We start from the raw sequence: 26,766 nt of genomic DNA, 5'->3' as shown, positions 1-26,766 counted from the left end.
TGAGAGCGCGTTTTCTGAATCAGAAAACGCCGTCCGTTAGTGGTCCATCACGTGCTGATCGGTCACCTGCTGCACCATCTCGGCGCTGCCGAAGACCAGCGGCACCCGCGCATGCAGCCCGTCGGCCTGCCGCTCCAGGATCGGGGTGGCGCCATCGGTGGCCTTGCCGCCCGCCTGTTCGATCACCATCGCGATCGGCGCGCATTCATAGACCATCCGCAGCCGTCCGTTTTCATAGCCCGGCCGCGAATCGCCCGGATACAGGAACACCCCGCCCCGGGTCAGGATACGGTGGGTTTCGGCCACCAGCGATCCAACCCAACGCATGTTGTGTTCCATCCCGGTCGGGCCGTCCTTGCCCGCAAGACAGCCGTCGATATAGGCCTTCACCGGCTTGGTCCAGTGCCGTTCGTTCGACGCGTTGATGGCGAATTCCTTCGACGTCGTGGGCACCTGCATCGCCTCTGCGACCAGCACGAATTCGCGCTTCGCCGGGTCCAGCACATATTGCTGCGTGCCGTTGCCGAAGCTCACCACCAGGCAGGTCGCCGGGCCGTAAAGCACATAACCGCCCGCGATCTGTTCGCTGGCCGGGCGCAGGAAACTTTCCTCGGCGCCTTCCTTTGCGTCGAAGATCGAAAAGATCGTGCCGATCGACACGTTCACGTCGATGTTGGACGACCCGTCCAGCGGATCGATCGCCAGCGCGTAGCGGCCGGTTTCCGAGGTCTTCAGCGCCTCTTCTTGTTCCTCCGACGCGTACCAGCGCACGTCGCCGCCGCGCAGGGCCGCCTCGAACATCTCGTCGGCCATCACGTCCAGCGCCTTCTGCTGGTCGCCATCGGTGTTTTCACCCACCTGCGCCGCCAGCGCCCCGCCCAGCGCGCCGCGCGCGATCACCCCGGCCACGTCGATGGACACGGCGCACAGTGCGTTCAGCGTCGGGTACAGCGCTTCGGGGATGAGGTCGGGGGCGATTACGGTGGCTTGCGTGGTCATGTGGATGTCCGCTCCGGGCAGGAAAAACTTACCCCAAAGGCTATTTCAGAGATTGGCGCAAATTTGAATGCCTCATTTGGCTTTTGCGACCTTATTGCCCGGCTTTTGCGCCCGTCCCGGCGCTTTTCAATTCCCACAATGCGGAACTAACTTCCGCACTCTATTGATCGGCCCATATCTTTGTGCCACTCTTCGTTGCAATAGGGAGGACAATTTGGTGAGATTTGCGGGCAAGACCGCCATCGTGACCGGTGCATCCAGCGGCATCGGCAAGGCGACCGCGCAGCGGTTGGCCAGCGAGGGCGCATCGGTGGTGCTGGTCGATATCAACGAACAGGCGCTGGAACAGGCCCTGCCCACGACCGGCGGACCGCACATGACGATCCGCTGCGATGTCGCCGACGAGGCGGCGGTCAAGGACTGCATCCATACGGTACTGGATCGTTACGGCCGGATCGACGTGATCTGCAACAATGCCGGCATGGTCTGCACCCACGATCCGATCACCGAGCTGGACAGCGACCGGATGAAACGCGTGTTCGAGGTCAACCTGTTCGGCCAGATGTATTTCATCAAGCACGGCGCCAAGCCGATGATCGATCAGGGCGGCGGCGCCATCGTCAACACCGCCTCGGTCGCGGGCATCCGCTCGGGCGCGGGCGGCAATGCCTATTCCGCCTCCAAGGCCGGGGTCATCAACCTGACCCAGACCACCGCCTGCGACCTGGGCCAATACGGCATCCGGGTCAACGCGGTCTGCCCCGGTCTGGTGGAAACCGGCATGACCAAGCCAGTGTTCGACTATGCCCGCGATAAGGGCAAGGAACACAAGCTGGGATCGCGCGCAGAGTTGCGCCGTTTTGGCAAGCCGAGCGAAATCGCCTCTGTCATCGCCTTCCTCGCTTCCGACGACGCCAGCTTCGTCACCGGTCAGGCGCTGGCGGCGGATGGCGGCAATACCGCCTCGCTGAACATGCCCGGCATGAAATTCTGAACATTGAAGGGGGGAGACATGTTCGACCGACATTTCGCACATTGGCCCGAAGGGGTGCCGCTTCACCTGGACCTGCCGAAACAAACCATGGTCCGGCTGGTCGCCGACAAGGCCGCGGAACAGGGCGATCACCCGGCGATCGTCTATCACGGCCGCAGCATCAGCTACCACGAATTCTGGGATCAGGTCGACCGCATGGCCGGGTACCTGCAACAGCGCTGCGGCGTGGCCAAGGGCGACCGCGTGCTTCTCTACATGCAGAACGCGCCGCAATACGTGATCGCCTATTACGCCATCCTGCGCGCCGACGCGGTGGTGATCCCGGTCAACCCGATGAGCCGCCACGCCGAGCTGCAGCATTACGCCCGCGATTCCGGCGCCACGGTGATGCTGACCGGGCAGGAACTGCTGCCCTTCGCGATCCCCGTGGTCGAGGAAGGGCTGATCAAGACGGTCATCGCCGCCCATTACGGCGAACTGGCCGATCCCGGCTACGACATCGCGCTGCCCGACCCGCTGGGCACCCTCGACCCCGCCGACATCGCGGGCCCCGGCGTGACCCGCTGGTCCGATGCGATCGCCGAAGGGCTGATCCCCGGCGACATGCAGGCGACGCTCGATGATCTGGCGGTGATCCCCTACAGCTCCGGCACCACCGGGCAACCCAAGGGCTGCGTTCATACCCATCGCAGCCTGCTGGTCACCGCCTATGGCGGCATTGTATGGAACCCGATGGAGGGCAACGACCTCAGCCTGTCGGTGCTGCCCTTCTTCCACGTCACCGGGATGCAGGCCTCGATGAACGGGCCGCTGCTGTCGGGCGGCACCATAGTGGTCATGACCCGCTGGAACCGCGCCGTGGCCGCCAAGTTGATCGAACGCTACCGGATCACCCGCTGGCGCTCGATCTCGACCATGGCGATCGACCTGGTCAACGATCCCGATATCGAAAGCTACGACCTGTCCAGCCTGGAAGCCATCGGCGGCGGCGGCGCCGCGATGCCCGACGCGATCGCCAGGAAGCTCAAGGACATGACCGGGCTCGATTACCTCGAAGGTTACGGCATGTCCGAAACCATCGCCGCGACCCATATCAACCCGCAGCAGGCACCGAAACGGCAATGCCTCGGCATCCCGGTCTTCGACGTCGATTGCCGGGTGATCGCGGTCAGCGACCACCACGAACTGGGCCCCAATGAAACCGGCGAAATCATCGTGTCGGGCCCGCAGATCTTCCAGGGTTACTGGCGCAACGAAAAGGCCACGCAGGAAGCCTTCATCGAACATGACGGCAAGACCTTCCTGCGCACCGGCGACCTCGGCTATTACGACGAAGACGGCTATTTCTTCATGGTCGACCGGGTGAAGCGGATGATCAACGCCGCCGGCTTCAAGGTCTGGCCCGCCGAGGTCGAGATGCTGATGCTGAAATGCCCCGACGTGGCCGAGGCCTGCGTCATCGGCACCACCGATCCGCGCCGCGGCGAAACCGTCAAGGCCTACGTGGTGCGCAGCGCCCAAGGGGCCAACGCCACCGCGGATCAGATCATCGATTGGTGCCGCGGCGAAATGGCCGCCTACAAATGCCCGCGCGACATCGCCTTTACCGAAAGCCTGCCGAAATCGGGCAGCGGAAAGGTATTGTGGCGCGAATTGCAGCAGCAGGAACTGGAAATGCAGCAGAACGGACAAAAAGCAGCGGGCTGAGACATTTACCCCGCTTGACCGGCGCGCACCCGGTCAAGTAGGAGCACCCAGCCGGTAGAAAAGGCCATGAAAACAAGCCAGATCGGGGAAGCAGCGTGAGAAAGAGAACAGCGGATACGGCAGCCGAGCTGTCCGAGAACGAACATAGCGGCGACCGCCAATTCGTCACCGCCCTGCATCGCGGGCTGGAAATCCTGCGCGCCTTCCGGCCCTCGGATGTCCACGGGCTGGGCAACCGCGAACTGGCCGAACGCACCGGCCTGCCAAATTCCACCGTGTCGCGGCTGACCTACACGCTGCTGAAACTGGGCTATCTCGCCTATGACGAAGGCACCGGCCATTACAAGATGGGCGTGCCGGTGCTCAGCCTCGGTTATGCCTGCCTCGGCGGCATGAAGATCCGCGAAACCGCGCAGCCCTTCATGCAGCGGCTGGCCGACGAATGCGGCGACGGGGTTCTGGTGGCGCTCGGCGGGCGCGACGACACCGCGATGACCTATATCGCCTGCGCCCGCGCCGCCAAGGGGATGATTTCGCTGCAGCTCAATGTCGGGTCGCGCATTTCGCTGGCCCGCTCGGCGATGGGCCGCGCCTATATCGCCGGCACCGACGAGGCCGAGCGCAAGCAGATCATGGACCTGACCGAGGAACGCTACGGCCCCGAGGAATGGCCGGAAATCCGCGACGAGATTTACGAGGCCCAAGAACAGATCCGCGAACAGGGCTTCTATGTCAGCCTGGGTAATTGGCAATCCGACGTGCACGCGGTGTCGGTGCCCTATCGCTCGATGCATGGCGACACGCCGATGCTGGCCTTCAACCTCGGCGGTCCGGGTTACATTCTGCCGCGCGAACGGCTGGTAAACGAACTGGGCCCGAAACTGGTCGAGATGCGCGACAACATCGCCAGAACGGGCGTCTGAGCCAAACCAGCGCAAGCCGGGCCAGTGCCAGTCCGCGGGATGGCGCTGCGCGCCTCTGAGCATGGCAGTTTATGCCAGCCAAGCTCATGCGCCCCATCTATTACAGAACGCCCCCCCTCGAAAGCGCCAGCCCGTCCGGGCGGACTGGCGCTGGCCCGGCGGCCTGACGGCCTTGTTCCGGGCTAAAGCAAAATCCCGGACCTAAGCAAAACGCCCGGCGCGCGCCGGGCGCCCGCCCGACCGCGCGGTCGGGCACTCCCAACCGGAGAGCTTACGGCTCCAGCACCAGCTTCCCCGTCGCCCCGCGCCCCAGCACGCGCTTCAGCACCTCCGCAGCCTCCGCCAGCGGATAACGCCCCTCGACCACCGGCTTGACCTTGCCGCTCTGATACCAGCCGATCAGCTCTTTCATGTTGTCGGCATAGACCTCCGGTTCGGCCCGGGTGAAATTGCCCCAGAACACGCCGACCACGGCGTATTCCTTGACCAGCGCCAGGTTGACCGGGAATTTCGGGATGGTGCCGCTGGCAAACCCGATGATCAGCAACCGCCCGTTGCGCGCCATCGACCGCGAACAGGCGTCGAACGCCTCGCCGCCGACCACGTCGTACACGACATCGACCCCCTTGCCGCCGGTCATCTCCTTCAGCTGGTCCTTCAGGTTCTCGTACCCGATCGCCTCATCCGCCCCGGCCTTCAGCGCGATGGCGCGCTTTTCGTCGCTGGAACAGACCGCGATCACCCGCGCGCCCATGATCTTGCCGATCTGGATCGCCGCCACGCCGGTCGCGCCCGCACCGCCCAGAACCACCAGGGTTTCGCCAGCCTTCAGGTCCGCCCGCTGCTTCAGCGCGTGATGCGAGGTGCCATAGGCCACCATCAGCGCGCAGGCGTCGCCGCCATCCATGTCGCCGATCGGGAACACCCGGCCCTCGTCGGCCACCACCTTTTCGGCATAACCGCCGAGCTGGCAAATCGTCGCCACCCGGTCACCCACCTTCAGCCCCTTCACATCCGGCCCGACAGTTTCGACCACCCCGGCCGCTTCCATCCCCGGCACGAAGGGACGTTCGGGTCTCGACTGGTACAGCCCCTGCACCAGCAACCCGTCGGGGTAATTCACCCCGGCGGCCTCGACCTTGATCACCACCTCGCTGCCCTTGGCCTCCGGGTCCGGCATGTCGCCGTACTCAAGCTGCTCCAAGGGGGCGAAATCGTTGCAGATAATGGCTTTCATTCAGGGGTCCTCCGGATCGCAAAACGCCCCCTCCCGGGCGATTTTCCTGGGCGCAAGTCTAGGCCTGCCGCCCCGCCCCGGCAATCATTCCGCCGCTGCCGCCCAAAGTGACGGTGCGGCACTTCCCCAGCCCCTTGGCACCGCCAAACCCAATTGCGGAATAATTTTCCGTTTTCTCACAATCCCTTGAGCGCAAATCGGAATTCCAGACCGCCCTGACGAATCTGCTTTTGTAAACCCAAGCCCCGCGCTAGTCTCCGCCCAGGGAGATTTTACAATTCGGGAGGAGATCATGCTTGGCATGATGATGCATCGTCCGCTGATGATCAGCGATATTCTGACCTATGCCGCCGAGGCGCATCCAAAAGCGGAAATCGTTTCCGCCCGGACCGAGGGCGACATCCACCGACAGACCTATCCCGAAACCCTGGCCCGGGTGTCGCAACTGGCCCACGCGCTGCAGGGCCACGGCGTCCGGCTCGGCGACCGGGTGGCGACGCTGGCCTGGAACGGCTACCGCCATGTCGAACTCTATTACGCGATTTCCGGCGTCGGCGGGGTCTGCCACACGATCAACCCGCGCCTGTCGGCGGAACAGCTGATCTATATCGTCAACCATGCCGAGGATAAGCTGCTGTTCACCGACACCACCTTCGTGCCGGTGCTCGAAGCGGTGAAGGACGAACTGCCCAAGGACATGGTCTATGTGATCATGACCGACCGCGACCACATGCCGGAAAACAGCCTGAACGCGCTGTGCTACGAAGAACTGCTGACCGGCCAGCCGGAAAGCTTCGACTGGCCGCTGCTGGACGAAAACACCGCCTCGGGCCTGTGCTACACCTCGGGCACCACGGGCCACCCCAAGGGCGCGCTCTATTCGCACCGCTCCACCGTGCTGCACGCGCTGCTGGTGACCTCGGTGATGGGCTGCACCCTGCCCGAAGGGTCGGGCGTGCTGCCGGTGGTGCCGCTGTTCCACGTCAACGCCTGGGGCCTGCCCTATACCGCGCCGATCCTCGGCCTGAACATGGTGATGCCCGGGCCCGCGCTGGACGGGCCCAGCCTGTATAAACTGATGAACGACGAAAAGGTCCATTCGGCCTGGGGCGTGCCCACCGTCTGGATGGGCCTGCTGGCGGAAATCGAGGCGCAGGGCAAGAAACCCGAAGGCTTCGCCGACGTGGTGGTCGGCGGTTCGGCCGCGCCGCGCTCGATGATCGAGGCATTCGAAAAGATGGGCGTCGAGGTCGGCCATGCCTGGGGCATGACCGAAATGTCGCCGATCGGCACCCACGGGGTGATGCCGACCTGGGTCAAGGAACTGCCCTTCGACCAGATGATCGACAAGAAGGCGCTGCAGGGCCGCCGCGTCTTCGGGGTGGAGTTGAAGATCGTCGACGATCACGGCAACCGCCAGCCGCATGACGGCAAGGCCATCGGCGAACTCTATGTGCGCGGCAACACCATCGTCGGCGGCTATTTCAACAATGCCGAGGCTTCCGAGAAGGCCATCGATTCCGAAGGCTGGTTCGGCACCGGCGACATCGCCAGCATCGATCCCAGCGGCTTCCTGTCGATCCAGGACCGCTCCAAGGACCTGATCAAGTCGGGCGGCGAATGGATTTCCTCGATCGACCTGGAAAACGCCGCCATGTCGCACCCGGCCATCGCCAATTGCGCCGCCATCGCCATGCCGCACCCGAAATGGGACGAACGCCCGGTGCTGATCGCGGTGCCCTCGGGCGACGAACGGCCCAGCCTGGCGGACATCCACGAGCACATGTCGGAACATTTCGCCAAGTGGCAGCTGCCCGACGATGTGATCTGGGTCGAGGCGCTGCCCATGACGGCGACCGGCAAGACCTCGAAACTGACCCTGCGCCAGCAATTCGCGGATTACAAACTGCCCGACCTGCGCTGAGCGCCGGTCATACCGGGAACGACAAAGGGCGCCGTCAGGCGCCCTTTTCTATGCCGCCCGATATGTCCTGCAAACCCGCCAGCAACTGCTTCATGTCGATATCGGGATGTTCCTCGGCCACCCGCAACTGCGCCCGTTTCCACGATTTCGACGCGGCCTCCAGCTTGGCCTCGCCTTCCTGCGTCAGCAGCAGAACCCGCTTGCGCCCGTCGGTTTCATCCGGCTTCGACCCGATGAACCCCTTGCGTTCCAGCGGCACCAACCCGCGCGACAGCGCCGACTGGTCGATATCCATGTAATCCGCGATTTTCTGCACCGTCGGCCGCCGCAACGCCTTGATCCAGGCCAGTGTCGCGAACTGGGTTATCGTCAAACCCTGCTCTTCCAGCTCCGCGTCATACAGCCGGATCAGCCGCCGCGACGCCCGCCGCATCGCCAGGCAGTAACAGTTCCCGGCCAGAACCTCGGCCAGTTCGGGCGACATGTCCTCCGACATTTCCTGCGGCATTTCACGCGACGTCATACGGCCTCCTGTTGACTCCATGCATATGCATGGATTATGCATGCATATGCATCGACCTGGAGACTACGTCATGTTCGACACAGTGCCAAGACCCGACCTCCCGATCGGACTCCCGCCCATCGAACAGGCTGCCAAGATGACCGGCCTGGAACAGCTGCAAGCCCTGCTGCGCGGCGAATTTCCCGCCCCCTCGATGGCACAGGCGCTGGATTTCTGGTTGCATGCCGTGGCCGAAGGCGAAGCCGAATTTCGCGGCGAACCTTCGGCCCGCGTCCTCAACCCGATGGGGCAGGTGCATGGCGGCTGGGCGATGACCCTGCTCGACTCGGCCCTGGGCTCGGCGGTCCATACCGTCATGGCACTGGGCGAAGGCTATGCCTCGCTGGATACCAGCGTGAAATTCCTCCGCCCGATCACGCCCCATACCGGGCAGGTTCGCGCCCTGGGCAAGCTGCAATCGCGCGGCCGCCGCATCGCCCATGCCGAGGGCCGGATCGAGGATCAGAAAGGCCGGGTCCTTGCGCTCGCCACGACGAGCTGCTTCATCCAGCCGCTGCAGATCGCCAGCTGACAGGCTACCGGCGCGGCCCGTCCTCCCTGCGCCCCTCCGGTACCAGAACCGGTGGCTTGGCCGTGCGCGCCACCTCGTCCGCGCTCGCGGTGTGATCCAGCGCATAATGGCCAAGGGTCATGTCACCCGCCGCCCCGTTGTCCCCAAACGCCTGCGGGTCCAGATGCGCCTCCGCGGCCCGGCCCAGCGCCGCCGCGTCATAGCCCGACACGATCACCAGCCACGGCATTGCCTGATCCCGGCCGCGCAGCGCCTGTTCGCGGGTCATCGGCGGCGGCGCCGGTTGCAGCAGATGCGCCGCGACGATCCCGCGCCGTGATGCCATCGCAGGCAGGACATCGCGCGCGATCCAGTCAGACAGGCGTTCCTCCGCCCCGTCCTGCGGCAGGAACCGCAACGCCACCGCCGCCCGGCCGAAGCCGAACCCGGCGCTGGCCCTGACCCCGCAGAACCCGCGGATCATGCCCCGGAAACGCGGCATCATCTCGCTGGTCCAGGGCGTCGGGTCGTTCAGCCGCTCAAGGTATCCGTCCGAGGTCGCGACCTCGACGCCGCTGACCTCGTAGGTGACCATATATTTCGGCGCGCCATCCGTCGCCACCCAACGGGTCGCCCGCAGGAACCCCGGCACCGACAGCCGTTCGTGAAAATGCTCATAACTGTGCCAATCGTCGTGATCGGCCGTGTCGCCCTCGATGTCGTAGAACAGCACCATCGCCGCGTCGCTGCAAAGCGCCATGATCCGGCCCCCCTTTTCGCTGAACGCACGCTACCCGCCCGGAACCACGGCCACAACAGAGGGCAGCACCCGACCGCGGGTGGGTTACTGCCCGGGCCGCTGATGCCGCTGTTCCGGGCCGGGTTCCTGCACAAACCGAAACGAATAAAACCCCCGATTCGCCACCCCCGGGCATCCGTACCGTTTCGCCATACAAATCCCGCAAATGCCGACAAACTTCTGTATCGTGAATTGGTTAAGCGCGCCCCGGTCACAAGACGTAAAAACGCCCGGCTGGCCCCTCAACCAGCCGGGCGTATTCCCCAAGATGGGGGAAGGCGAAACGAGTCTCCTCCCAAATCCTCGTTCCGCAGAATTTCCCACACCTTAAGGTCAAAGTGTCACATTGCAACGAAAATTTAGGAGCGAAAACGCGATGCCAATTTTCTGACGTGTTCGGATGGCCCTCGCCTCAGACCTCTAGCCACTCGGCGCGGACGTCATCGCGCGTCTTGAACTCCTCCGGGGTCCCGGAATAGACGATTTCGCCATGCCCCATCACATAGACCCGATCGGCGATCCGAAGCGCGATCGACAGCTTCTGTTCGACCAGCAGGATTGCCACCCCGGTCTTGGCGATCTCGGCGATCATGTCGCCGATCTGATGCACGATCTTCGGAGCCAGACCTTCGGTCGGTTCGTCGATGATGATCAGGTCGGGATCGCCCATCAGGGTCCGGCACATGGTCAGCATCTGCTTTTCCCCGCCCGACAACACGCCGGCCAAGTTATCGGCCCGGGCCCGCAGGTTGGGGAACATGTCAAGCATTTGATCCACCGTGTATTTTCCAGGATGGCGCATATCCTTGATGCCAAGGATCAGGTTCTGCCGCACCGTCATCGAGGGGAAGATATCGCGGCTTTCGGGGACGTATCCCAGCCCCAGCCGCGCGATCTGGTGGCTTTCCATGCCCGAAATGGGCTGGCCCTTGAACAGGATCTCGCCCTTGGGCGGCACCTCGCCCATGATGGCCTTGGCGGTGGTGGACCGGCCCACCCCGTTGCGGCCCAGAAGCGCGATCACCTCGCCCGGCATGATTTCCATGTTCACCCCGCGCAGCACGTGGGATTTGCCGTAAAACGCGTTCAGGTCCTTCACGGACAGCATCGCCTGGGTCATGCCGCATCTCCTTCGATCGCGTCCGCCTCGTCGCCGAGATAGGCCTCGCGCACCTTTTCGTTGCCGCGGATTTCCGTCGGCTTGCCGGTGGCGATGATTTCGCCATAGACCAGCACGCTGATCCGGTCGGCCAGGTTGAAGACAACGCCCATGTCGTGTTCCACGATCAGCAGCGTCTTGCCCTCGGTGGCCTGCTTGATCAGCGCCACCGCGCGTTCGGTTTCCGAATGCGACATGCCGGCGGTGGGTTCGTCCAGCATGATCACATCCGCCCCCCCCGCAATGGTGATCGCGATCTCAAGCGTCCGCTGATCGGCATAGGGAAGCAGCGCCGCAGGCAGGTTGGCCTTATCGAGAAGATCAACGCTTTCAAGGATTTCCGCGGTCTTGCGCTGCACGTCATGCAGGTTTCCGACATTGCGCAAGAACCCGTATCCATAGCCCATCGAATACAGCACGCCGCAGCGCACGTTTTCCCGAACGGTCATGTTGGAAAAGATGTTCGACACCTGGAAACTGCGCGACAATCCCTTGCGGTTGATCTTGAACGGCTTCATGCCGCCGATCTCCTCGCCGCGCAGCTTGATGCTGCCCTTGCTCGGGTGGTAGCCGCCCGAGATCAGGTTGAACAGGGTCGATTTGCCCGCCCCGTTCGGCCCGATGATCGCGTGGCGTTCGCCCGGTTCAATATCCAGGGTCACGCCCCGGATGATATGCGCCGGGCCGAAGCTTTTGTGCAGGTCGTTGATGGAAAGCGCCGGAATGCTCATGCCTGGCCCTCCTTGTTTTTATGCGCCATGCGCAGGATGCCGACACCGGCAACGAAGGGGATGAAGATCACGGCCCAGGTCAGCACGCCGTCATGCGGCAGCTGCACGCCGAAGGGATGGAACACTTCGCCGTAATTGTTCGACCAGTGCACCGAAACTTCGACCAGGGTGATGATACCGATCATCATCAGCACGATCCCGGCGACCTGAACGGCCCAGCGGCGGAAATTTTCCCCCGCGTCTTCGCCGCGCAACCCGCTGAACAGCCCGACGAAAATCCCGGCCAGACCACCCGGCGCGAACATCACGATCACGATGAACAGCAGCCCCAGATACAGCAGCCAGGCTTCGGAATAATCCGACATCATCGACTGCATATAGGTCAGCAGAATGGCACCCAGGATCGGCCCGGCGAAATACCGGATACCGCCGATATAAGCCATCAGCAGAACCATGCCCGACGGGGCCAGCGACAGCGCCTCGGGGGTGAAAATCTCATAGTTGACCGCGGCCATACCACCGGCCAGACCGGCGAACCCGCCCGAGAAGATGAACACCAGATAGCGCACCTTCTGCGGGTCGTAGCCGACGAATTCCACCCGTTCGGGATTGTCTCGGGTCGCTTCCGACATCTTGCCCAAGGGCGTGCGGGTAAAGGCATAGGTGCCCAGCACGCCGATGAAGGTCCAGAAGGCGATGAACCAGTAGACTTCCTCGATCGGGCCCAGCGACAGGCCGAACAGTTCCGGCCCGTTCATCCGGTCGCCCGACACGCCTTCTTCACCGCCGAAGATCGATCCGAACATGAAGCCGGCCGCCGCGATCAGCTCGGCCACGCCAAGCGAAATCATCGCGAAGGGCGTGCCCGCGCGGCGGCAGGACGGCCAGCCGATCACGGCCCCCGCCAGCGCGCCGCCGGCAAAGCCGACGACCGGCAGGAAGAAGACCGGGTAGGACGCCCAGAACCCGCCGTCGCCATAGGATGCCGCTTCGATTGCGCCCATTGCGTGCACGGCGGCGTAACCGCCCAGCCCGAAATAGACCGCATGCCCGAAGGACAGCAGACCGGCCCGGCCCAGCAGCATGTTATAGGACATGGCGAAGACGATATTCACGCCCATTGCGTTGAGCAGCGAATAGACCGTGCGCGACGGCCCGAAGACCGGGATCACCGCCAGCACCACGGCCAGCGCGATCAGCGGCATGATCCGGCGCATGAATTTTTCGCTACCGGTCGGGCCCAGCACGTTTACGGAATTGGTTGCAACATTGCTCATAGCTCACGGTCCCCCAGCAAGCCGCGCGGGCGGATCATCAGGATCAGCACCAGCATCAGGAAGGGAATCATCGGCGCCAGCGAAGCGATGGTGATGCTCCCGAGTTCGGTGGTCTCGCTCAGCCCCAGCCAGCCGAAGATATCGGCAAAGCGGGCGTCGATGGCGACCGCGAAGGTCTGCAGCAGGCCCAGCAGCATGGCGGCCAGAAAGGCCCCCATCAGGCTGCCCAAGCCGCCCACGACGACGACAACGAAAACGATCGGCCCCATCTGCACCGCCATGGCCGGATCGGTGACCAGGTAGTTGCCGCCGATCACGCCCGCCAGCCCGGCCAGCGCACAGCCGACGCCGAACACTGTCATGAAGATGCGCGGCACGTCATGGCCCAGATGGCCCACCATATGCGGATGGCTCAGCGCCGCCTGGATGATCAGGCCCCAGCGGGTGCGGTTGAGAATGAACCAAAGCCCCGCAAGCATGGCCAACGCCACGAACAGGGTGAAAATCCGGTAAGCCGGGTATTGCGCCCCGAACAATTCGAACAGCGGGAAATCCAGCAATTCGGGAACCCGGTAGTCAACTGCATTGCGGCCCCAAACGATCTTGACCACCTCGTCGATCAGATAGGCGAGCCCGAAAGTGAACAGCAATTCGGCCACGTGTCCGTTCACGTGAACGGTCCGCAATCCGTATTTTTCCACCAAGGCACCGACCAGCCCGACCAGGATCGGGGCAAAGACCAGCGCCAGCCAGAAGCTGCTGGCTTCGGAGATGGTGTAGGCGAAATAGGCTCCCAGCATGTAAAAGCTGGCATGGGCGAAGTTCAGAACGCCCATCATGCTGAAGATCAGGGTCAAACCGCTCGACAGCATGAACAAAAGGAGCCCGTAAATCACCCCGTTGAGGAGTGAAAATACGATCGTTTCCATGAAAACCTCTTAGCAGTAAGGTGCCGCGCGGGTTTCACGCGGCACCGTTCTTGGAATAAGATTCAGGCGGCCTTATTTCTTCGGGCGCTGCATCTTACAGGTGGTTTCGGTCCGGGTGTCTTCCGCTTCGATGCGGTCGTTCGGGCCCGATTTCCACCCCAAGGTCAGATGCTCGACGCCGCGGGTCACGTCGTCCGAGAAGGTCGACATGAACATCGGCTGCAGGATCTGGTGGTTGTCCGCACGCATGGTGACGACGCCGTTGGGGCTTTCGTATTCCAGGCCTTCCATCGCGAATGCGACATCGGTCGGGTCGATGCTGTTGGCCTTTTCGGCCGCCATCGCCAGCATGTGCATCGCGTTGTGGATACGGTGATAGTAGTAGTTGTCTTCGGTGTACTTGGCCTCATAGCCGTCGACATAGGCCGCCTGTTCGTCCGACATCGGCAGGTTGGTGTTGTTCTCGACGATCGCCTTGACCTGGCCAACCGCCGCTTCACCCATTGCCGTGGCCGCGCCCTTGGAGCCGCCGTAATAGGTCAGGATCGGCCCTTCGAAGCCCGAATCGACCGCCGCCTTGATCAGCAGCACCATGTCGGCGCCCCAGTTGCCGGTGATCATCGCATCGGCGCCCGAGCTGATGATCTTCTGCACATAGGGGGTGAAATCCTTCACCTTGCCCAGCGGGTGCAGTTCGTTGCCGACGATTTCGATATCGGGGCGCTTTTCGGTCAGGCCCTTGACGGCTGCGGCGGCAACCGCCTTACCGAAGGAATAGTCCTGGCCGATGATATAGACCTTCTTGATGTCCGGCTGACCCTTCACCCAGTTGGTGACGGCTTCCATCTTCATGTCGGCATCCGCGTCGAAGCGGAAGTGATAGAAGGTGCAGCGGTCATTGGTGAAGGACGGATCGACCGCGGCGTAGTTGAGGAACATGACTTCCTCGCCGGGGTTGCGCTTGTTGTGCTTTTCGATCGCGTCGATCAGCGCCGAGGCCACCGAGGACCCGTTGCCCTGCGCGATATACCGCACACCGCTGTCGAGCGCTTTCTGCAGCTGGACCAGCGATTCCTTCGGGTTGATCTTGTTGTCGTAACCGGTGACTTCGACCTGGTTGCCGTTGATGCCGCCCTTGGCGTTCATCTGATCGGCGGCATAGATCCATTCGTTCAGACCTGCCTGCCCCGACGGACCGAACGGCCCCGAAAGCGGGTCGATGAAGGCGATTTTCAATGTCTCGGCCGAAGCGCCCGACACGGCAATCATGCTCATAGCGGCCGCCAAAGCAGCCGACGTAATACGTTTCATAGATTTTCCTCCCGTCAGTGGATGACGCCGCAACGTCATTTCCGACCCCGATCAAAATGGGCTACTCGCTTCTTGTCAATCATTTTGTGAAACTCTATTCTGCAATGCGAAACATTCAACAAGGGAGGGTTGAATGACCGACGAGCCTACGGAGCTGTCCAGCTTCCGCGAGGATATCGCGAAATGGATCACCGAGAATTGTCCCGAGTCGCTGCGCAAGCGCCCGATCGACGAGGATTCGATCGTCTGGGGTGGCCGTAACTGGACCTTCAAACACGAAGATCAGCGGGCTTGGATGGAAAGCGCCATCGCCCGTGGCATGACCGCGCCGCGCTGGCCCACAACCTATGGTGGTGCCGGGCTGAGCCGGGCCGAGGAAAAGATCTTTCGCGAAGAAATGACCCGCCTGAAAGCGCCCAGCCCGCTGGAAAGCTTCGGGCTGTGGATGCTGGGTCCGGCGCTCTTGGCCTTCGGCACCGAGGAACAGAAACTGCATTTCCTGCCGCAGATCACCCGCGGCGAAATCCGCTGGTGCCAGGGCTATTCCGAACCCGGCGCGGGCAGCGACCTGGCCAGCGTGCAGACCCGGGCCGAGGACAAGGGCGATCACTGGCTGGTCAACGGGTCGAAAATCTGGACCTCTTATGCGGACAAGGCCGATTGGATCTTCGCGCTGGTCCGCACCGACCGCGACGCGCCCAAGCATCTGGGCATTTCCTTCATGCTGATCGACATGACCTCGCCCGGCGTGACGACCAAGCCGATCCGGCTGATTTCCGGCAAGTCGCCCTTCTGCGAAACCTTCTTCGACAACGTCAAAGTGCCGAAATCCTATGGCGAGGGCATTCCTTCGCAGGTCGGCGAAATCAATCGCGGCTGGGATGTGGCGAAACACCTGCTGACCCATGAACGCGAAATGATCAGCGGCGGCGCGCAGGGATTGCTGGGGGGCCGCTCCACCGGTGAATTCCTCGGCAATCTCGACGCCGACACGCTGGCCGATCCGGTGATCCGGTCGCAGGCGATGGAACTGGAAGTGGACACGCTGGCCTTCGGCATGACTCTGGACCGTTACAAGGACCAGGCGCAATCGGGGCGCGGCGTCGGCAATGCCAGCGCGATGCTGAAATACTACGGCACCGAGATCAACAAGCGCCGCTACGAACTGCTGATGTCGGCCTCGGGCAGCGAAGGCGCCGAATGGGACAGCCCTTACGGATCGCTGGCAGCGGAATGGCTGCGCACCAAGGCCAACTCGATCGAGGGCGGCACGTCCGAGGTGATGCTCGACATCATCGCCAAACGTGTCCTCGAACTGCCGTCGAAATAGGGATCTGACAGATGACAAGTCTTCTTGAAACCGAAGACGAAACCCTGCTGCGCGATTCAGCGCGCGGGTTTCTGAGCGAAGCCTCCCCCGTTTCCGCCCTGCGCGCCAACCGTGATCAGGGCCGCGCCTTCGACCCGGCCCTGTGGCGGGAAATGGCGCAGATGGGATGGACCGGCGTGCTGGTGCCCGAAGAACAGGGCGGCGCCGATATGGGCCACCGCGCGGCGGGCATCCTGGCCGAGGAAATGGGCACCGTTCTGGCCGCCTCGCCGTTCATTTCCACCGCCGTCATCGCCGCCACCGCCCTTCGCGGGTCGGGCAATGGCGGATTGGAAAAGATCGCCTCGGGCGATGCGATTTATGCCGTCGCGGTGGATGAAGGGGCCAAGCACGCGCCGCTGAAAACCGCTCTGAAGGCAGAAAAATCCGGCAACGGCTTCCGGCTGTCAGGCGCGAAAACCTTCGTCGCCGACGGCGCATCGGCCGACCGGGTTCTGGTGCTGGCACGCACCGCCGGGGCCGCGGGTGAAGCCGACGGGCTGACCCTGTTCGATATCGACGCAACCCGCGCCGGGCTGCAGCGCGACGTCACCGGCACGGTCGATTCGCGCGATCACGCGCGGTTCACCTTCGACGGGCTGGAAGCCACCGGCGAAGATGTCGTCGGCGAACTGGACAACGGCTTGGCGACGCTGCGTCACGGGCTGCAGGCGGGTCAGGCGGCGCTGGCCGCCGAACTCACCGGGCTGAGCGGCGGCGCCTATGCGATGACCGTCAGCTACCTGAAGGAACGCCAGCAGTTCGGCCGCACCATCGGCAGCTTCCAGGCGCTGCAACACCGCGCCGCCCATCTGTGGAGCGAAATCGAGGTCACCGCCTCGGCCGTGATCAATGCCGGGCGGATGCTGGACGAGGCGCCGGATCAGGCCACACTGGCGGTGTCCGTCGCCAAGGCCCGCGCCACCGCCACCGCGAAACTGGCGGTGATGGAAGGGGTGCAGATGCATGGCGGCATCGGCATGACCGATGAATTCGACATGGGCTTCTTCATGAAGCGCGCCCGTGTCGGGGCCGAATGGCTGGGCGATTACGGATATCACGCCGCGCAGGTCGCTGCGGCACGTGGATTTTGAGGGGGAATTAAGACATGATGAAACCGAGTGATCTTTTCGATCTGACCGGCAAGGTGGCGCTGGTCACTGGCGGGTCGAGCGGCATCGGCCGCATGGCTGCCGAAGGGCTTGTCGCCGCGGGCGCACGGGTGCTGATCGCCAGCCGCAAGGCCGACGCCTGCGAAGCTGTGGCGGCGGAGCTGAACGGCAAGGGCTATGCCGGCAGCGCCGAAGGCTTCGGCGGCGATGTCGCCACCGAGGAAGGCATCGACGCGCTGGTCGCCGAAGTGGGCAAGCGCACCGACAAGCTGCATATCCTGATGAACAACGCCGGCCGCACCTGGGGCGCGGCGATGGGTGAACACCCCTACGAGGCCTGGGACAAGCTGCTGCGTCTCAACGTCACCGGCATGTTCCACCTGACCCAGCAATTGCTGCCGCTCTTGAAGGCTGCCAGCACGCCGGACGATCCGGCCCGCGTGATCAATGTCGGATCGGTCATGGGCGAAATTCCCAAGGGCACCCGCACCTATTCCTATGCCGTGTCGAAAGGCGCCGTGCATCACATGACCCGCGTGCTGTCGAACGATCTGGCGCCCGAGGGCATCACCGTGAACGCCATCGCGCCGGGTCCCTTCGTGTCGAAAATGACCGCCTTCGCCATCGGTACCGAGGAAGGCCAGGCGAAATCGGCGCAAGGCGTGCCGCTGGGCCGCGTCGGCCGCCCTGAGGATATCGCGGGCACGCTGCAATATCTCTGCGGCAAGGGCGGTGCCTATCTGTCGGGTGCGATCCTGCCGCTGTCGGGCGGGATGCAGTCGAACGCGCCGGGGTCCTTGTTCAACGAGGACCTGTAAGATGACGCTTCCTTCAGGCAAAAAGCTGCCCCGCGCCGAATTCGAGGCGCTGCTGGGTCAGGAAATGGGGGTGTCCAGCTGGTTCACCGTCACCCAGGACCAGATCAACCAGTTCGCCGATTGCACCCATGACCATCAGTTCATCCATGTCGATCCCGAAGCGGCCGCCAAAAGCCCCTTCGGCAGCACCATCGCGCATGGGTTCCTGACGCTGTCGCTGCTGTCGGCCATGGTTTACCAGATGCCCTCGATCGAGGGCATCGCGATGGGCGTCAACTACGGGTTCGACAAGGTCCGTTTCGTATCGCCGGTGAAGGTCGGCGCGCGGGTGCGCGGCCGCTTCGCTCTGGCCAAGTTCGACGAACTGAAGCCCGGCGAATTCCAGACCACGATGGATGTGACCGTCGAAATCGAAGGACAGGAAAAACCCGCGCTCGTGGCCCAGTGGCTGGGCCGCCGCTACATGGGAGGAGAATCATGAGCGAAGTAAGTTTTGACGGCCGGGTGGCCATCGTCACCGGCGCCGGTGCCGGTCTGGGCCGCAGCCATGCGCTTGGCCTTGCCGCCCGTGGCGCCAGGGTCGTGGTCAACGATCTGGGCGCTGCCACCGACGGCAGCGGGTCGGGGTCCGACGCCGCCCGCGCGGTGGTCGATGAAATCCGCGCAGGCGGCGGCAAGGCGATCGCCAACGGCGCAAACGTCGCCGACGCCGCGCAGGTACAGGCGATGGTGGATGAAGCGATCGCCGAATTCGGCCACGTCGATATCCTGGTCAACAACGCGGGCATCCTGCGTGATAAAACCTTCGCCAAGATGTCGCTGGAAGATTTCCAGATGGTGATGGATGTGCACCTGATGGGATCGGTGCACACCGCCCATGCGCTTTGGCGGCATATGTGCGAACGCGAATACGGCCGCATCGTTTTCACCACCTCGGCCTCGGGGCTTTACGGCAATTTCGGCCAGTCGAACTATGGCGCGGCGAAGGCGGCGATGCTGGGGCTGATGAACGTGCTGTCCATCGAGGGCGCGAAATACAACGTGCGCGCCAACATGCTGGCCCCCACCGCCGCGACCCGGATGACCGAAGGGTTGATCCCCGCCGAATTGCTGGCGCTGCTGCAGCCCGAAACCATCACCCCGGGCCTGCTGGCGCTGGTCAGCGAAGATGCCCCGACCAAGATGATCCTTGGCGCCGGTGCGGGCTGTTTCACCGAAACCAAGGTCTATGAAACCGCGGGCATCACCTTGCAGGACGAAGACCTGAGCCCCGAAACCGTGCTGGCCCGGATGGCGGAAATCCGCGACCCGGCCGATCAGCAGGTGATGGGCAACGCCTTCGACCAAACAAATAAATACGTCCGGAATGCAGCGGCGGCGCGCGGCGTCACCCTGCCCGGCGAATAACCCCTGACCAAAAGGAATTTCAAAATGCGTGACGCAGTTATCGTTTCGACCGCCCGCACCCCGATCGGCAAGGCCTTTCGCGGCGCCTTCAACAACACCTCGGCCCAGACCCTGATCGGCCATGCCGTGTCCAACGCGGTCAGCCGCGCCGGTCTGGACGGGTCCGAAATCTCGGATTGCATCATCGGGTCCGCGATCCAGCAGGGATCGACCGGCGGCAATATCGGCCGTCAGGCGGTGATCCGCGCCGGGCTGCCGGTGACCATCGCCGGCATGTCGATGGACCGCCAATGTGCCAGCGGCATGATGGCCATCGCCACCGCCGCCAAGCAGGTCGTGCATGACGGCATGGATATCGTCATCGGCGGCGGCGTCGAATCGATCAGCCTGGTGCAGAACGACAAGATGCGCACCGACTGGCTGCGCGACAGCTGGACGATGGAACATAAGCCCGAGCTGTACATGTCCATGCTGGAAACCGCCGAAATCGTCGCCGAACGCTATGGCGTGTCGCGCGAGGACCAGGATGCCTATTCCCTGCAATCGCAGCAGCGCACCGCCGCGGCGCAGGAGGCGGGCAAGTTCGACGATGAAATCGTGCCGCTGACCACCGTGATGAAAGTGGTGAACAAGGAAACCCGCGAAGTGTCCGACCAGGAAATCACCATTTCCAAGGACGAAGGCAACCGCCCCGGCACCACGCTGGAAAACCTCTCCTCGCTGTCGCCGGTCTTCAAGGACGGCCAGGTGGTGAAGGAAGGCAAATACATCACCGCCGGTAACGCGTCGCAGCTGTCCGATGGGGCATCTGCCGCGGTGATCATGGAAGCCAAGGAAGCCGAAAAGCGCGGGCTGCAGCCGCTGGGCCGCTATGTCGGCGTGATGGCCGCTGGTCTGGAACCCGATGAAATGGGCGTCGGCCCGGTCTATGCGGTGCCGAAGCTGCTGGAAGCGCACGGGCTGAAGATGGACGATATCGGCCTGTGGGAACTGAACGAAGCCTTCGCCTGCCAGGTGCTGCAATCGGCCAAGGTGTTGGGCATTCCCAATGAACTGCTCAACGTCGATGGCGGCGCGATCTCGATCGGCCACCCCTATGGCATGTCGGGCGCCCGCATGGTCGGCCACGCCCTGATCGAGGGCAAGCGCCGCGGTGCCAAATACGTCGTCTGCACCATGTGCGTCGGCGGAGGCATGGGGGCCGCAGGCCTGTTCGAAGTGCTCTGATCCCAAAGACCAGAAACATACGGGGCCGCATCCTGTGCGGTCCCGTCAGCAAGAAGAAAGCGCCATGCCCGAACTCTACCTGATCCGTCACGCCCAAGCGTCCTTCGGCGCGGCGAATTACGATGTCCTGTCCGATCTTGGCCATGACCAGTCCGAGGCCCTGGGCAAGGCGCTGGCCCTGCAAGGGGTGGACCCGGACACGCTGTTCATCGGGGCGCAGCGCCGCCACCGCGAAACGCTGGAAGGCATTTTCAAGGGTCTGGGCCGCGACCTGCCCGATGTGCAGATGCACGCAGGGCTGAACGAATTCGATTTCAAGAACCTGCTAGACGCCCATTACCGCGACCGCCCGGCGCCGGAAAACATGCACAGCGAACGCAAATCCCATTTCCGCACCCTGCGCGACACGGTGCTGGCCTGGCAGCGCGACGAAATCACCGACCCGCCGGAAACCTGGGCCGATTTCACCGGCCGGGTCGAAGCCGCCCGCCAGGCGATGGTCGACAGCGGCGCCAAGACCATCATCGCGGTCAGTTCCGGCGGCGCCATCGGCCAGATGATCGCGGCCACGCTGAACACCCCGGCCGAACAACAGATCCGCCTGCAACTGCAGATGAAGAACTGTGCGGTGAACCGTTTCGTCTTTTCGACCCGCAGTTTTTATCTGCACGGGTTCAATGAAACCCCGCATATCACCGCCGCCAATGCCGACCCGCTGCTGACCTATAGCTGAGAACCCATCATGACAAAAACCGATCCCACCAAGCTGGATACCGATGTCATCGCCGCTTACCTGCGTGATCACCTCGACGGGTTCGAAGGCCCGATCGAGGCGGAAAAATTCGACGTCGGCCAATCCAACCCGACCTTCCGGCTGCGCACCCCAAAGAAGAATTACGTGCTGCGCCGCAAACCGCCGGGGGTGCTGCTGAAATCGGCCCATGCGGTGGACCGCGAATTCCGGGTGCAAAGCGCGCTGCAGAACACCGACGTGCCGGTCGCCAAGATGTACCTGCTGTGCGAAGACGACGGTGTGATCGGATCGGCCTTCTACGTGATGGAGGAAATCGTCGGGCGCCATTTCAACGACCCGCGCCTGCCGGACCTGGCGATGGAAGACCGGCTGCCGATCGTCGATGAAATGAACCGGGTGCTGGCGGCGATCCACAATGTCGATCTCGACGCCACCGGGCTGTCCGACTACGGCCCGCAGGGCAATTATTACCGTCGCCAGATCGACCGCTGGACCAAGCAATACCGCGCCTCGGAAACCGACAATATCCCGGCGATGGAGGAGCTGATCACCTGGCTCGACACCAATATCCCCGAGGAAGACGGCCAGCGCACGCTGGTGCATGGCGATTACCGCATCGACAACATGCTGTTCCATGCCGACCGCCCCGAATGCGCAGCGGTGCTGGATTGGGAACTGTCGACCATCGGCCACCCCTATGCCGACTTGGCCGCGGTGATCATGCAATGGAAAATGCCGCCGGGCCCCGAAGGCCGCGGGCTGGGCGGCGTCGACCGCGCCGCGCAGGGGCTGATGAGCGACGAAGCCTTCGTCGACGCCTATTGCGCCCGCCGCGACCTGCCCGGCATCGACAAGTTCGGCTTCTACCTGGCCTTCACCTTCTTCCGTATGGCTGGCATCATCCAGGGCGTCTACAAACGCGCGCTGGACGGCAACGCCTCCAACCCGGAACGGGCGAAGACGCTGGGCAGCTACGTTGCCACCTTCGCCGAAAACGGGCTGGCCGCCGCCAAGACCGTGTAACGAAAAGGAACGGATGTGAGAGACAGTCAGATCGACCCCGCCCTGGCCGAAGCCCCCTATGCGCTGCAAAAGCACCTGGGGTTTGAGATCACCGGCTGGGAAAAGGATTACGCCCGGGTCGAATTGCCGATGCAGGATCACCTGGGCAACCGCTATGGCATCCCGCATGGCGGGGTGCACGCGACGCTGCTGGATACCGCGATGGGGTTCGCTGGCTGCTATACCGGGGTGCCGGGGGAAAAACAGCTGGCGATGACGCTGTCGCTGAACGTGAACTACGTCGGCCAGCTGAAGGGTGAACGGCTGATCTGCGAAGGGGTCCGCACCGGCGGCGGCCGCAAGACCTTCTTCGCCGAAGCCAAGGTGACCGACGAATTGGGCACCCTGATCGCGACGGGAACCGGCGTATTCAGATACCGCGCAAGGCAGGATTAAGCCCGCAAAACAGGAGGAGACCCATGACAGAAACGATGCAAAGAATCGTGCTGGCCCGCCGCCCGCAGGGCGAACCGGTCGACGAAGATTTCCGGCTCGAAGAGGCGCCGATGCCCACCCCCGGCGACGGCGAGGTGCTGGTCCGCGTCACCAACATGTCGCTCGACCCCTATATGCGGGGCCGTATGGACGACGCCAAATCCTATGCCAAGCCGGTCGAGATCGATCACACGATGGAAGGCGGCGCGGTGGGCGAGGTGATCGCCTCCAACCACCCCAATTTCGCGCCGGGCGATTTCGCCTTCGGTATGTTCGGCTGGGCCAGCCACGGCTGCCTGCCGGGCAAGGAGCTGCGCAAGCTAGACCCGGCCCACGGCCCGGTGACCAACGCGCTCGGAGTGCTGGGCATGCCCGGCTTCACCGGCTGGTTCGGGCTGATGGAATACGGCCGCCCCAAAGCGGGTGAAACCCTGGTCGTAGCCGCCGCCACTGGCCCGGTCGGATCGATGGTCGGCCAGATGGCCAAGGATCTGGGCCTGCGCGTCGTCGGCATCGCCGGGGGGGCCGAGAAATGCAAGCTCGCTAAGGACACTTTCGGCTTCGACGAGTGCCTAGATCACCGTGCCTATGCCAATGCCAAGGCGTTGCGCGCGGCACTGCAGGAGGCCTGCCCGAACGGCGTCGACATCTATTTCGAAAACGTCGCGGGCAAGGTTCTGGAAGCGGTTCTGCCGCTGATGAATGTCGGCGGCCGGATTCCGGTCTGCGGCATGATCGCCTGGTACAATGCCGGGGCGCTCGGCGGCAATCAGCAGGGCGAAAAGGATCAGCTACCGAAGATGTGGCGCACCATCCTGGTCAACCGGCTGCACGTGCACGGCTTCATCATCTCCGACCATTTTGCCCGTTTCCCGGACTTCCTGTCCGATGCCGGCCCGCGCGTGGCCAGCGGCAAGATCAAGACGGTCGAGGACGTTGCCGAAGGTCTGGAAAACGCCCCGCGCGCCTTCATGAACATGCTCAAGGGCGGCAATTTCGGCAAGCAGATCGTCAAAGTGGCGGATTAAAATCCGCCTGCGCGTGCCGCGGGCGGGAGAAAGGGGGGCTTTGCCCCCCTCTTGGCCTCTGGCCAATTCACCCCCCAGAGTATTTTCACCAAGAAGAAACAGAGACTATCTTCCCGTTTCTTCTTGGCCCCAGTACTCCGGGGGTTTGGGGGCAGCGCCCCCATCTGCTTCGCCCTTGGGCGAAGCGAAAACTGCGCGCCCTGAAAGGGCGCACAATTCCGGTCAGGCGGCGCGGTTTGCGGCCATCACCCGGGACAGGTGATAATCGGTATCACCCAGCTGCGCGTCCAACATCACCAGCCGCTTGGCGTAATGCGAAATCGGGTATTCCCAGGTCATCGCGATGCCACCATGCATCTGGATCGCTTCCTCCGCCACCAGCCGTGCGGCGCGGCCGATCATGTTCTTGGCCATCGAGGCATAGCGCGAGGCGTCGTCGCCGCCCAGTTCCGCCGCCGCCTTGATGGTGATCGAGCGGGCCTGTTCGATCTCGGTCAGCATATCGACCGCGCGGTGCTGCAGCACCTGGAACTTGCCGATCGGAACGCCGAACTGCTTGCGCTGCTTCAGGTAATCGACCGTGGTCGCGTGGGTCACATCCATCGCGCCCACAGCTTCGGCGCAAAGCGCGACGATGCCGGCATTAATCGCGTCCTCAAGGGCAGCGCCTGCGTCTGCGATCAGCAGACGCGCCGGCGTGTCGTCAAGCAGGACCTCGGCCGCGCCGGCGCCTTCCATCATGGCGTAGCCGGTCACGTTGGCGTCCGACGCCTGCACCTCGAACAGCGCCAGCTTGCCGTCGAGCTTGGCCGCGATCAGCAGCACGTCGGCGGCCTGGCCGCCATAGACGGTGCTCTTGCGGCCCGACAGGGCGTAGCCGTCGCCCTTCGCCGTCGCCGTGCAGGCGATCTGGTCGAGCTCATAGGGCGCGTCGATCTCGGTGACACCCACCGCGTATTTCGTGGCGCCAGACAGCAGCGCTTCCTGGTCTTCGCCCGCCGCCGCCAGCAGGCGCGAAGCCATCAGCGCGCCCAGCAGCGGTTCCGGGGTCAACTGACGGCCCATCGCTTCGAATACCACCGAGATGTCGAAACCGGTGCCGCCGAAGCCGCCCGCTTCTTCCGGGGCCAGCGCGAAAAGCGCGCCCAGTTCGGCCAATTCATCCCATTTCGCGAGATCGTGGAACGGCGCCTCATAGGCGACCTTGTTGCGGTGCTCCACCGGGTATTGCTCGGCCAGGTAGCGGTTCAACGTATCGCTGAGCATCTGGCGGTCTTCGGTCAGATTGAAATCCATCGTCTCACAGCTCCAGCATGGTCTTGGTCAGGATGTTGCGCTGGATCTCGTTCGATCCACCGAAAATCGAGGTCTTGCGGTTGTTGAAATACCGCGCCGCGTTGTTGGCGGTGTCGGCCGGGCCGAACATCAGGTTGCCGTCGTTGACGTATCCCGGGAAGGGCGCGGCGGCCGGGCCCAATGCGCGGCGTGCCAGGTCCTTCAGTTCCTGGTTGATGACCGTGCCCTTGATCTTGAGGATCGAGGTTTCCGGCCCCGGCGCGCCCTGTTGCTGCGCCTTGAACAGCATCCGCAGGTTGGTGATCTTCATCGCTTCCAGGTCGATCTCCGCCTGCGCCACGCGGGCAGCGAACAGCGGGTCCTCGATCAGCGGGCGGCCGTTACGCTGCACCTTGCGGGCCAGCGCCTTGACCTCTTCCAGCGCCTGCATCGAGAACCCCACCCCGGCGATGCCGGTGCGTTCATGGGTCAGCAGGTACTTGGCGATGGTCCAGCCCTTGTTTTCCTCGCCCACCAGGTTTTCATACGGCACGCGGACGTCGGTAAAGAACACCTCGTTCACCTCGTGGCCGCCCTCGATCAGCTTGATCGGGCGCAGCTCGATGCCGGGCGTTTTCATGTCCACAAGGATGAAGCTGATGCCCGATTGCTGCTTTGCCTCGGGATCGGTGCGGCACAGGCAGAAGATCCAGTCGGCGTGCTGACCCAGGGTGGTCCAGGTTTTCTGCCCGTTGATCACCCATTCGTCGCCGTCGCGCACCGCTTTGGTTTTCAGGCTGGCAAGGTCCGACCCTGCGCCGGGTTCGGAATAGCCCTGACACCACCAGTCGGTGCCGTCCAGGATGCGCGGCAGGTAGTGATCCTGCTGTTCCTTGGTGCCGAACTTCTGCAGCACCGGCCCCAGCATCGACAGCCCGAAGGGCACGATGCGCGGCGCGTAAGCGCGGCAGCATTCTTCCTCGAAGATGTGACGCTGCACCGGGGTCCAGCCGGGGCCGCCGAATTCGGCGGGCCAGGTGGTGGCAAGCCAGCCCTTAGCGTTCAGGATCGCATGGTATTCTTCCATGATTTCCTTGGTCAGCTCACCCCCGGCGCGCACCGCGTCGGAAATATGGGCGGGCAGATTTTCGGCAAGATATGTGCGTACCTCGTCGCGGAACGCGATATCTTCTGCGGAAAAGCTCAGATCCATCAC

Annotated in this window: 26 protein-coding genes; 15 read left to right on the top strand and 11 right to left on the bottom strand. The window is 63.5% G+C overall.

Annotated elements, in window-relative coordinates; genetic code table 11:
- Positions 1 to 36: 36 nt before the first annotated feature.
- A complete protein-coding gene (locus GR167_RS09710; RefSeq protein WP_160973262.1) occupies positions 37 to 999 on the bottom strand; it encodes a class 1 fructose-bisphosphatase in 963 nt (320 codons plus the stop codon).
- Positions 1,000 to 1,216: 217 nt separating this feature from the next.
- Here GR167_RS09710 and GR167_RS09705 point away from each other — a divergent pair, with 217 nt between their 5' ends.
- The 3 genes from GR167_RS09705 to GR167_RS09695 all read left to right on the top strand — a co-directional run bounded on the left by GR167_RS09705 (position 1,217) and on the right by GR167_RS09695 (position 4,623).
- The gene (locus GR167_RS09705; RefSeq protein ID WP_370741291.1) at positions 1,217 to 1,993 is read left to right on the top strand and encodes an SDR family NAD(P)-dependent oxidoreductase; all 777 of its coding nucleotides are present in this window, start codon (positions 1,217 to 1,219) and stop codon (positions 1,991 to 1,993) included.
- A gap of 18 nt (positions 1,994 to 2,011) precedes the next feature.
- Entirely contained in the window at positions 2,012 to 3,700 is a 1,689-nt protein-coding gene (locus tag GR167_RS09700; protein WP_160973260.1) for a long-chain-fatty-acid--CoA ligase, read from the top strand.
- Between the two features lie 95 nt (positions 3,701 to 3,795).
- The gene (locus GR167_RS09695) at positions 3,796 to 4,623 is read left to right on the top strand and encodes an IclR family transcriptional regulator (protein WP_160973259.1); all 828 of its coding nucleotides are present in this window, start codon (positions 3,796 to 3,798) and stop codon (positions 4,621 to 4,623) included.
- Between the two features lie 271 nt (positions 4,624 to 4,894).
- Here GR167_RS09695 and GR167_RS09690 read toward each other — a convergent pair whose 3' ends face one another.
- A complete protein-coding gene (locus GR167_RS09690; protein ID WP_160973258.1) occupies positions 4,895 to 5,860 on the bottom strand; it encodes an NADPH:quinone oxidoreductase family protein in 966 nt (321 codons plus the stop codon).
- Positions 5,861 to 6,152: 292 nt separating this feature from the next.
- Here GR167_RS09690 and GR167_RS09685 point away from each other — a divergent pair, with 292 nt between their 5' ends.
- Positions 6,153 to 7,784 (top strand): long-chain-fatty-acid--CoA ligase, encoded by a 1,632-nt coding sequence (locus GR167_RS09685; RefSeq protein ID WP_160973257.1) that lies wholly within the window; start codon positions 6,153 to 6,155, stop codon positions 7,782 to 7,784.
- Between the two features lie 34 nt (positions 7,785 to 7,818).
- Here the strand turns inward: GR167_RS09685 and GR167_RS09680 are convergent, their stop codons facing one another.
- Positions 7,819 to 8,307: a MarR family winged helix-turn-helix transcriptional regulator gene (locus GR167_RS09680; RefSeq protein WP_235915894.1), complete on the bottom strand. Its 489-nt coding sequence runs from the start codon at positions 8,305 to 8,307 to the stop codon at positions 7,819 to 7,821.
- Positions 8,308 to 8,443: 136 nt separating this feature from the next.
- On the opposite strand from GR167_RS09680, the gene GR167_RS09675 reads away from it, so the two are divergent.
- Complete coding sequence (locus GR167_RS09675; RefSeq protein WP_235915893.1) at positions 8,444 to 8,878, top strand: PaaI family thioesterase; 435 nt, start codon at positions 8,444 to 8,446, stop codon at positions 8,876 to 8,878.
- A gap of 4 nt (positions 8,879 to 8,882) precedes the next feature.
- On the opposite strand, the gene GR167_RS09670 is transcribed toward GR167_RS09675, so the two are convergent.
- From GR167_RS09670 to GR167_RS09645, 6 genes are all read right to left on the bottom strand, one after another.
- Complete coding sequence (locus GR167_RS09670; RefSeq protein ID WP_160973255.1) at positions 8,883 to 9,617, bottom strand: hypothetical protein; 735 nt, start codon at positions 9,615 to 9,617, stop codon at positions 8,883 to 8,885.
- 451 nt (positions 9,618 to 10,068) lie between these two features.
- Positions 10,069 to 10,776: an ABC transporter ATP-binding protein gene (locus tag GR167_RS09665; RefSeq protein WP_235915892.1), complete on the bottom strand. Its 708-nt coding sequence runs from the start codon at positions 10,774 to 10,776 to the stop codon at positions 10,069 to 10,071.
- A complete protein-coding gene (locus GR167_RS09660) occupies positions 10,773 to 11,546 on the bottom strand; it encodes an ABC transporter ATP-binding protein (protein WP_160973254.1) in 774 nt (257 codons plus the stop codon). Before GR167_RS09660 ends, GR167_RS09665 begins: the two co-directional genes overlap by 4 nt.
- Positions 11,543 to 12,823, bottom strand: coding sequence for a branched-chain amino acid ABC transporter permease (locus GR167_RS09655; RefSeq protein ID WP_160973253.1), 1,281 nt, complete (start codon positions 12,821 to 12,823; stop codon positions 11,543 to 11,545). Before GR167_RS09655 ends, GR167_RS09660 begins: the two co-directional genes overlap by 4 nt.
- Positions 12,820 to 13,752, bottom strand: coding sequence for a branched-chain amino acid ABC transporter permease (locus tag GR167_RS09650; protein ID WP_160973252.1), 933 nt, complete (start codon positions 13,750 to 13,752; stop codon positions 12,820 to 12,822). Before GR167_RS09650 ends, GR167_RS09655 begins: the two co-directional genes overlap by 4 nt.
- Before the next feature lie 72 nt (positions 13,753 to 13,824).
- Positions 13,825 to 15,063: a branched-chain amino acid ABC transporter substrate-binding protein gene (locus GR167_RS09645; protein WP_160973251.1), complete on the bottom strand. Its 1,239-nt coding sequence runs from the start codon at positions 15,061 to 15,063 to the stop codon at positions 13,825 to 13,827.
- 133 nt (positions 15,064 to 15,196) lie between these two features.
- Here GR167_RS09645 and GR167_RS09640 point away from each other — a divergent pair, with 133 nt between their 5' ends.
- The 10 genes from GR167_RS09640 to curA all read left to right on the top strand — a co-directional run bounded on the left by GR167_RS09640 (position 15,197) and on the right by curA (position 24,275).
- Positions 15,197 to 16,393: an acyl-CoA dehydrogenase family protein gene (locus tag GR167_RS09640; RefSeq protein ID WP_160973250.1), complete on the top strand. Its 1,197-nt coding sequence runs from the start codon at positions 15,197 to 15,199 to the stop codon at positions 16,391 to 16,393.
- An 11-nt stretch (positions 16,394 to 16,404) separates the two neighbouring features.
- Positions 16,405 to 17,526, top strand: a complete 1,122-nt coding sequence (locus GR167_RS09635) for an acyl-CoA dehydrogenase family protein (protein ID WP_212769894.1) — start codon at positions 16,405 to 16,407, stop codon at positions 17,524 to 17,526.
- A gap of 17 nt (positions 17,527 to 17,543) precedes the next feature.
- Positions 17,544 to 18,362, top strand: coding sequence for an SDR family NAD(P)-dependent oxidoreductase (locus GR167_RS09630; RefSeq protein ID WP_160973403.1), 819 nt, complete (start codon positions 17,544 to 17,546; stop codon positions 18,360 to 18,362).
- 1 nt (position 18,363) lies between these two features.
- Positions 18,364 to 18,843 carry a MaoC family dehydratase gene (locus GR167_RS09625; RefSeq protein ID WP_160973249.1) on the top strand — a complete coding sequence of 160 codons (480 nt, stop codon included), beginning with the start codon at positions 18,364 to 18,366 and terminating at the stop codon, positions 18,841 to 18,843.
- Complete coding sequence (locus tag GR167_RS09620; RefSeq protein ID WP_160973248.1) at positions 18,840 to 19,769, top strand: SDR family NAD(P)-dependent oxidoreductase; 930 nt, start codon at positions 18,840 to 18,842, stop codon at positions 19,767 to 19,769. The genes GR167_RS09625 and GR167_RS09620 overlap by 4 nt, the downstream gene beginning before the upstream one ends.
- A 24-nt stretch (positions 19,770 to 19,793) precedes the next feature.
- The gene (locus tag GR167_RS09615) at positions 19,794 to 20,996 is read left to right on the top strand and encodes an acetyl-CoA C-acyltransferase (protein WP_160973247.1); all 1,203 of its coding nucleotides are present in this window, start codon (positions 19,794 to 19,796) and stop codon (positions 20,994 to 20,996) included.
- A 64-nt stretch (positions 20,997 to 21,060) separates the two neighbouring features.
- Positions 21,061 to 21,729: a histidine phosphatase family protein gene (locus GR167_RS09610; RefSeq protein WP_160973246.1), complete on the top strand. Its 669-nt coding sequence runs from the start codon at positions 21,061 to 21,063 to the stop codon at positions 21,727 to 21,729.
- Positions 21,730 to 21,738: 9 nt separating this feature from the next.
- A complete protein-coding gene (locus GR167_RS09605; protein WP_160973245.1) occupies positions 21,739 to 22,773 on the top strand; it encodes a phosphotransferase in 1,035 nt (344 codons plus the stop codon).
- A 15-nt stretch (positions 22,774 to 22,788) separates the two neighbouring features.
- On the top strand, positions 22,789 to 23,208 hold the full coding sequence (locus GR167_RS09600) for a PaaI family thioesterase (protein WP_370741283.1): 420 nt from the start codon (positions 22,789 to 22,791) through the stop codon (positions 23,206 to 23,208).
- Positions 23,209 to 23,231: 23 nt separating this feature from the next.
- A complete protein-coding gene (gene curA / locus GR167_RS09595; RefSeq protein WP_160973244.1) occupies positions 23,232 to 24,275 on the top strand; it encodes an NADPH-dependent curcumin/dihydrocurcumin reductase in 1,044 nt (347 codons plus the stop codon).
- Between the two features lie 222 nt (positions 24,276 to 24,497).
- On the opposite strand, the gene GR167_RS09590 is transcribed toward curA, so the two are convergent.
- On the bottom strand, positions 24,498 to 25,571 hold the full coding sequence (locus GR167_RS09590; RefSeq protein ID WP_160973243.1) for an acyl-CoA dehydrogenase family protein: 1,074 nt from the start codon (positions 25,569 to 25,571) through the stop codon (positions 24,498 to 24,500).
- A gap of 4 nt (positions 25,572 to 25,575) precedes the next feature.
- On the bottom strand, positions 25,576 to 26,763 hold the full coding sequence (locus tag GR167_RS09585; RefSeq protein ID WP_160973401.1) for an acyl-CoA dehydrogenase family protein: 1,188 nt from the start codon (positions 26,761 to 26,763) through the stop codon (positions 25,576 to 25,578).
- Positions 26,764 to 26,766: the final 3 nt, after the last annotated feature.

The sequence above is a fragment of the Thalassovita mangrovi genome (genome assembly GCF_009857745.1).
GTDB lineage: Bacteria > Pseudomonadota > Alphaproteobacteria > Rhodobacterales > Rhodobacteraceae > Thalassobius > Thalassobius mangrovi.
Note: the sequence above shows the minus strand (reverse complement) of the source record. Positions and strands in the feature narration are given on the sequence as shown.

Coding starts and splice junctions, on each gene's coding strand:
- GR167_RS09710 (WP_160973262.1), bottom strand. CDS start 999: ATGACCACGCAAGCCACCGTAATCGCCCCCGACCTCATCCCCGAAGCG.
- GR167_RS09700 (WP_160973260.1), top strand. CDS start 2,012: ATGTTCGACCGACATTTCGCACATTGGCCCGAAGGGGTGCCGCTTCAC.
- GR167_RS09690 (WP_160973258.1), bottom strand. CDS start 5,860: ATGAAAGCCATTATCTGCAACGATTTCGCCCCCTTGGAGCAGCTTGAG.
- GR167_RS09685 (WP_160973257.1), top strand. CDS start 6,153: ATGCTTGGCATGATGATGCATCGTCCGCTGATGATCAGCGATATTCTG.
- GR167_RS09680 (WP_235915894.1), bottom strand. CDS start 8,307: ATGACGTCGCGTGAAATGCCGCAGGAAATGTCGGAGGACATGTCGCCC.
- GR167_RS09675 (WP_235915893.1), top strand. CDS start 8,444: ATGACCGGCCTGGAACAGCTGCAAGCCCTGCTGCGCGGCGAATTTCCC.
- GR167_RS09670 (WP_160973255.1), bottom strand. CDS start 9,617: ATGGCGCTTTGCAGCGACGCGGCGATGGTGCTGTTCTACGACATCGAG.
- GR167_RS09665 (WP_235915892.1), bottom strand. CDS start 10,776: ATGACCCAGGCGATGCTGTCCGTGAAGGACCTGAACGCGTTTTACGGC.
- GR167_RS09660 (WP_160973254.1), bottom strand. CDS start 11,546: ATGAGCATTCCGGCGCTTTCCATCAACGACCTGCACAAAAGCTTCGGC.
- GR167_RS09655 (WP_160973253.1), bottom strand. CDS start 12,823: ATGAGCAATGTTGCAACCAATTCCGTAAACGTGCTGGGCCCGACCGGT.
- GR167_RS09650 (WP_160973252.1), bottom strand. CDS start 13,752: ATGGAAACGATCGTATTTTCACTCCTCAACGGGGTGATTTACGGGCTC.
- GR167_RS09645 (WP_160973251.1), bottom strand. CDS start 15,063: ATGAAACGTATTACGTCGGCTGCTTTGGCGGCCGCTATGAGCATGATT.
- GR167_RS09640 (WP_160973250.1), top strand. CDS start 15,197: ATGACCGACGAGCCTACGGAGCTGTCCAGCTTCCGCGAGGATATCGCG.
- GR167_RS09635 (WP_212769894.1), top strand. CDS start 16,405: ATGACAAGTCTTCTTGAAACCGAAGACGAAACCCTGCTGCGCGATTCA.
- GR167_RS09630 (WP_160973403.1), top strand. CDS start 17,544: ATGAAACCGAGTGATCTTTTCGATCTGACCGGCAAGGTGGCGCTGGTC.
- GR167_RS09625 (WP_160973249.1), top strand. CDS start 18,364: ATGACGCTTCCTTCAGGCAAAAAGCTGCCCCGCGCCGAATTCGAGGCG.
- GR167_RS09620 (WP_160973248.1), top strand. CDS start 18,840: ATGAGCGAAGTAAGTTTTGACGGCCGGGTGGCCATCGTCACCGGCGCC.
- GR167_RS09615 (WP_160973247.1), top strand. CDS start 19,794: ATGCGTGACGCAGTTATCGTTTCGACCGCCCGCACCCCGATCGGCAAG.
- GR167_RS09610 (WP_160973246.1), top strand. CDS start 21,061: ATGCCCGAACTCTACCTGATCCGTCACGCCCAAGCGTCCTTCGGCGCG.
- GR167_RS09605 (WP_160973245.1), top strand. CDS start 21,739: ATGACAAAAACCGATCCCACCAAGCTGGATACCGATGTCATCGCCGCT.
- curA (WP_160973244.1), top strand. CDS start 23,232: ATGACAGAAACGATGCAAAGAATCGTGCTGGCCCGCCGCCCGCAGGGC.
- GR167_RS09590 (WP_160973243.1), bottom strand. CDS start 25,571: ATGGATTTCAATCTGACCGAAGACCGCCAGATGCTCAGCGATACGTTG.
- GR167_RS09585 (WP_160973401.1), bottom strand. CDS start 26,763: ATGGATCTGAGCTTTTCCGCAGAAGATATCGCGTTCCGCGACGAGGTA.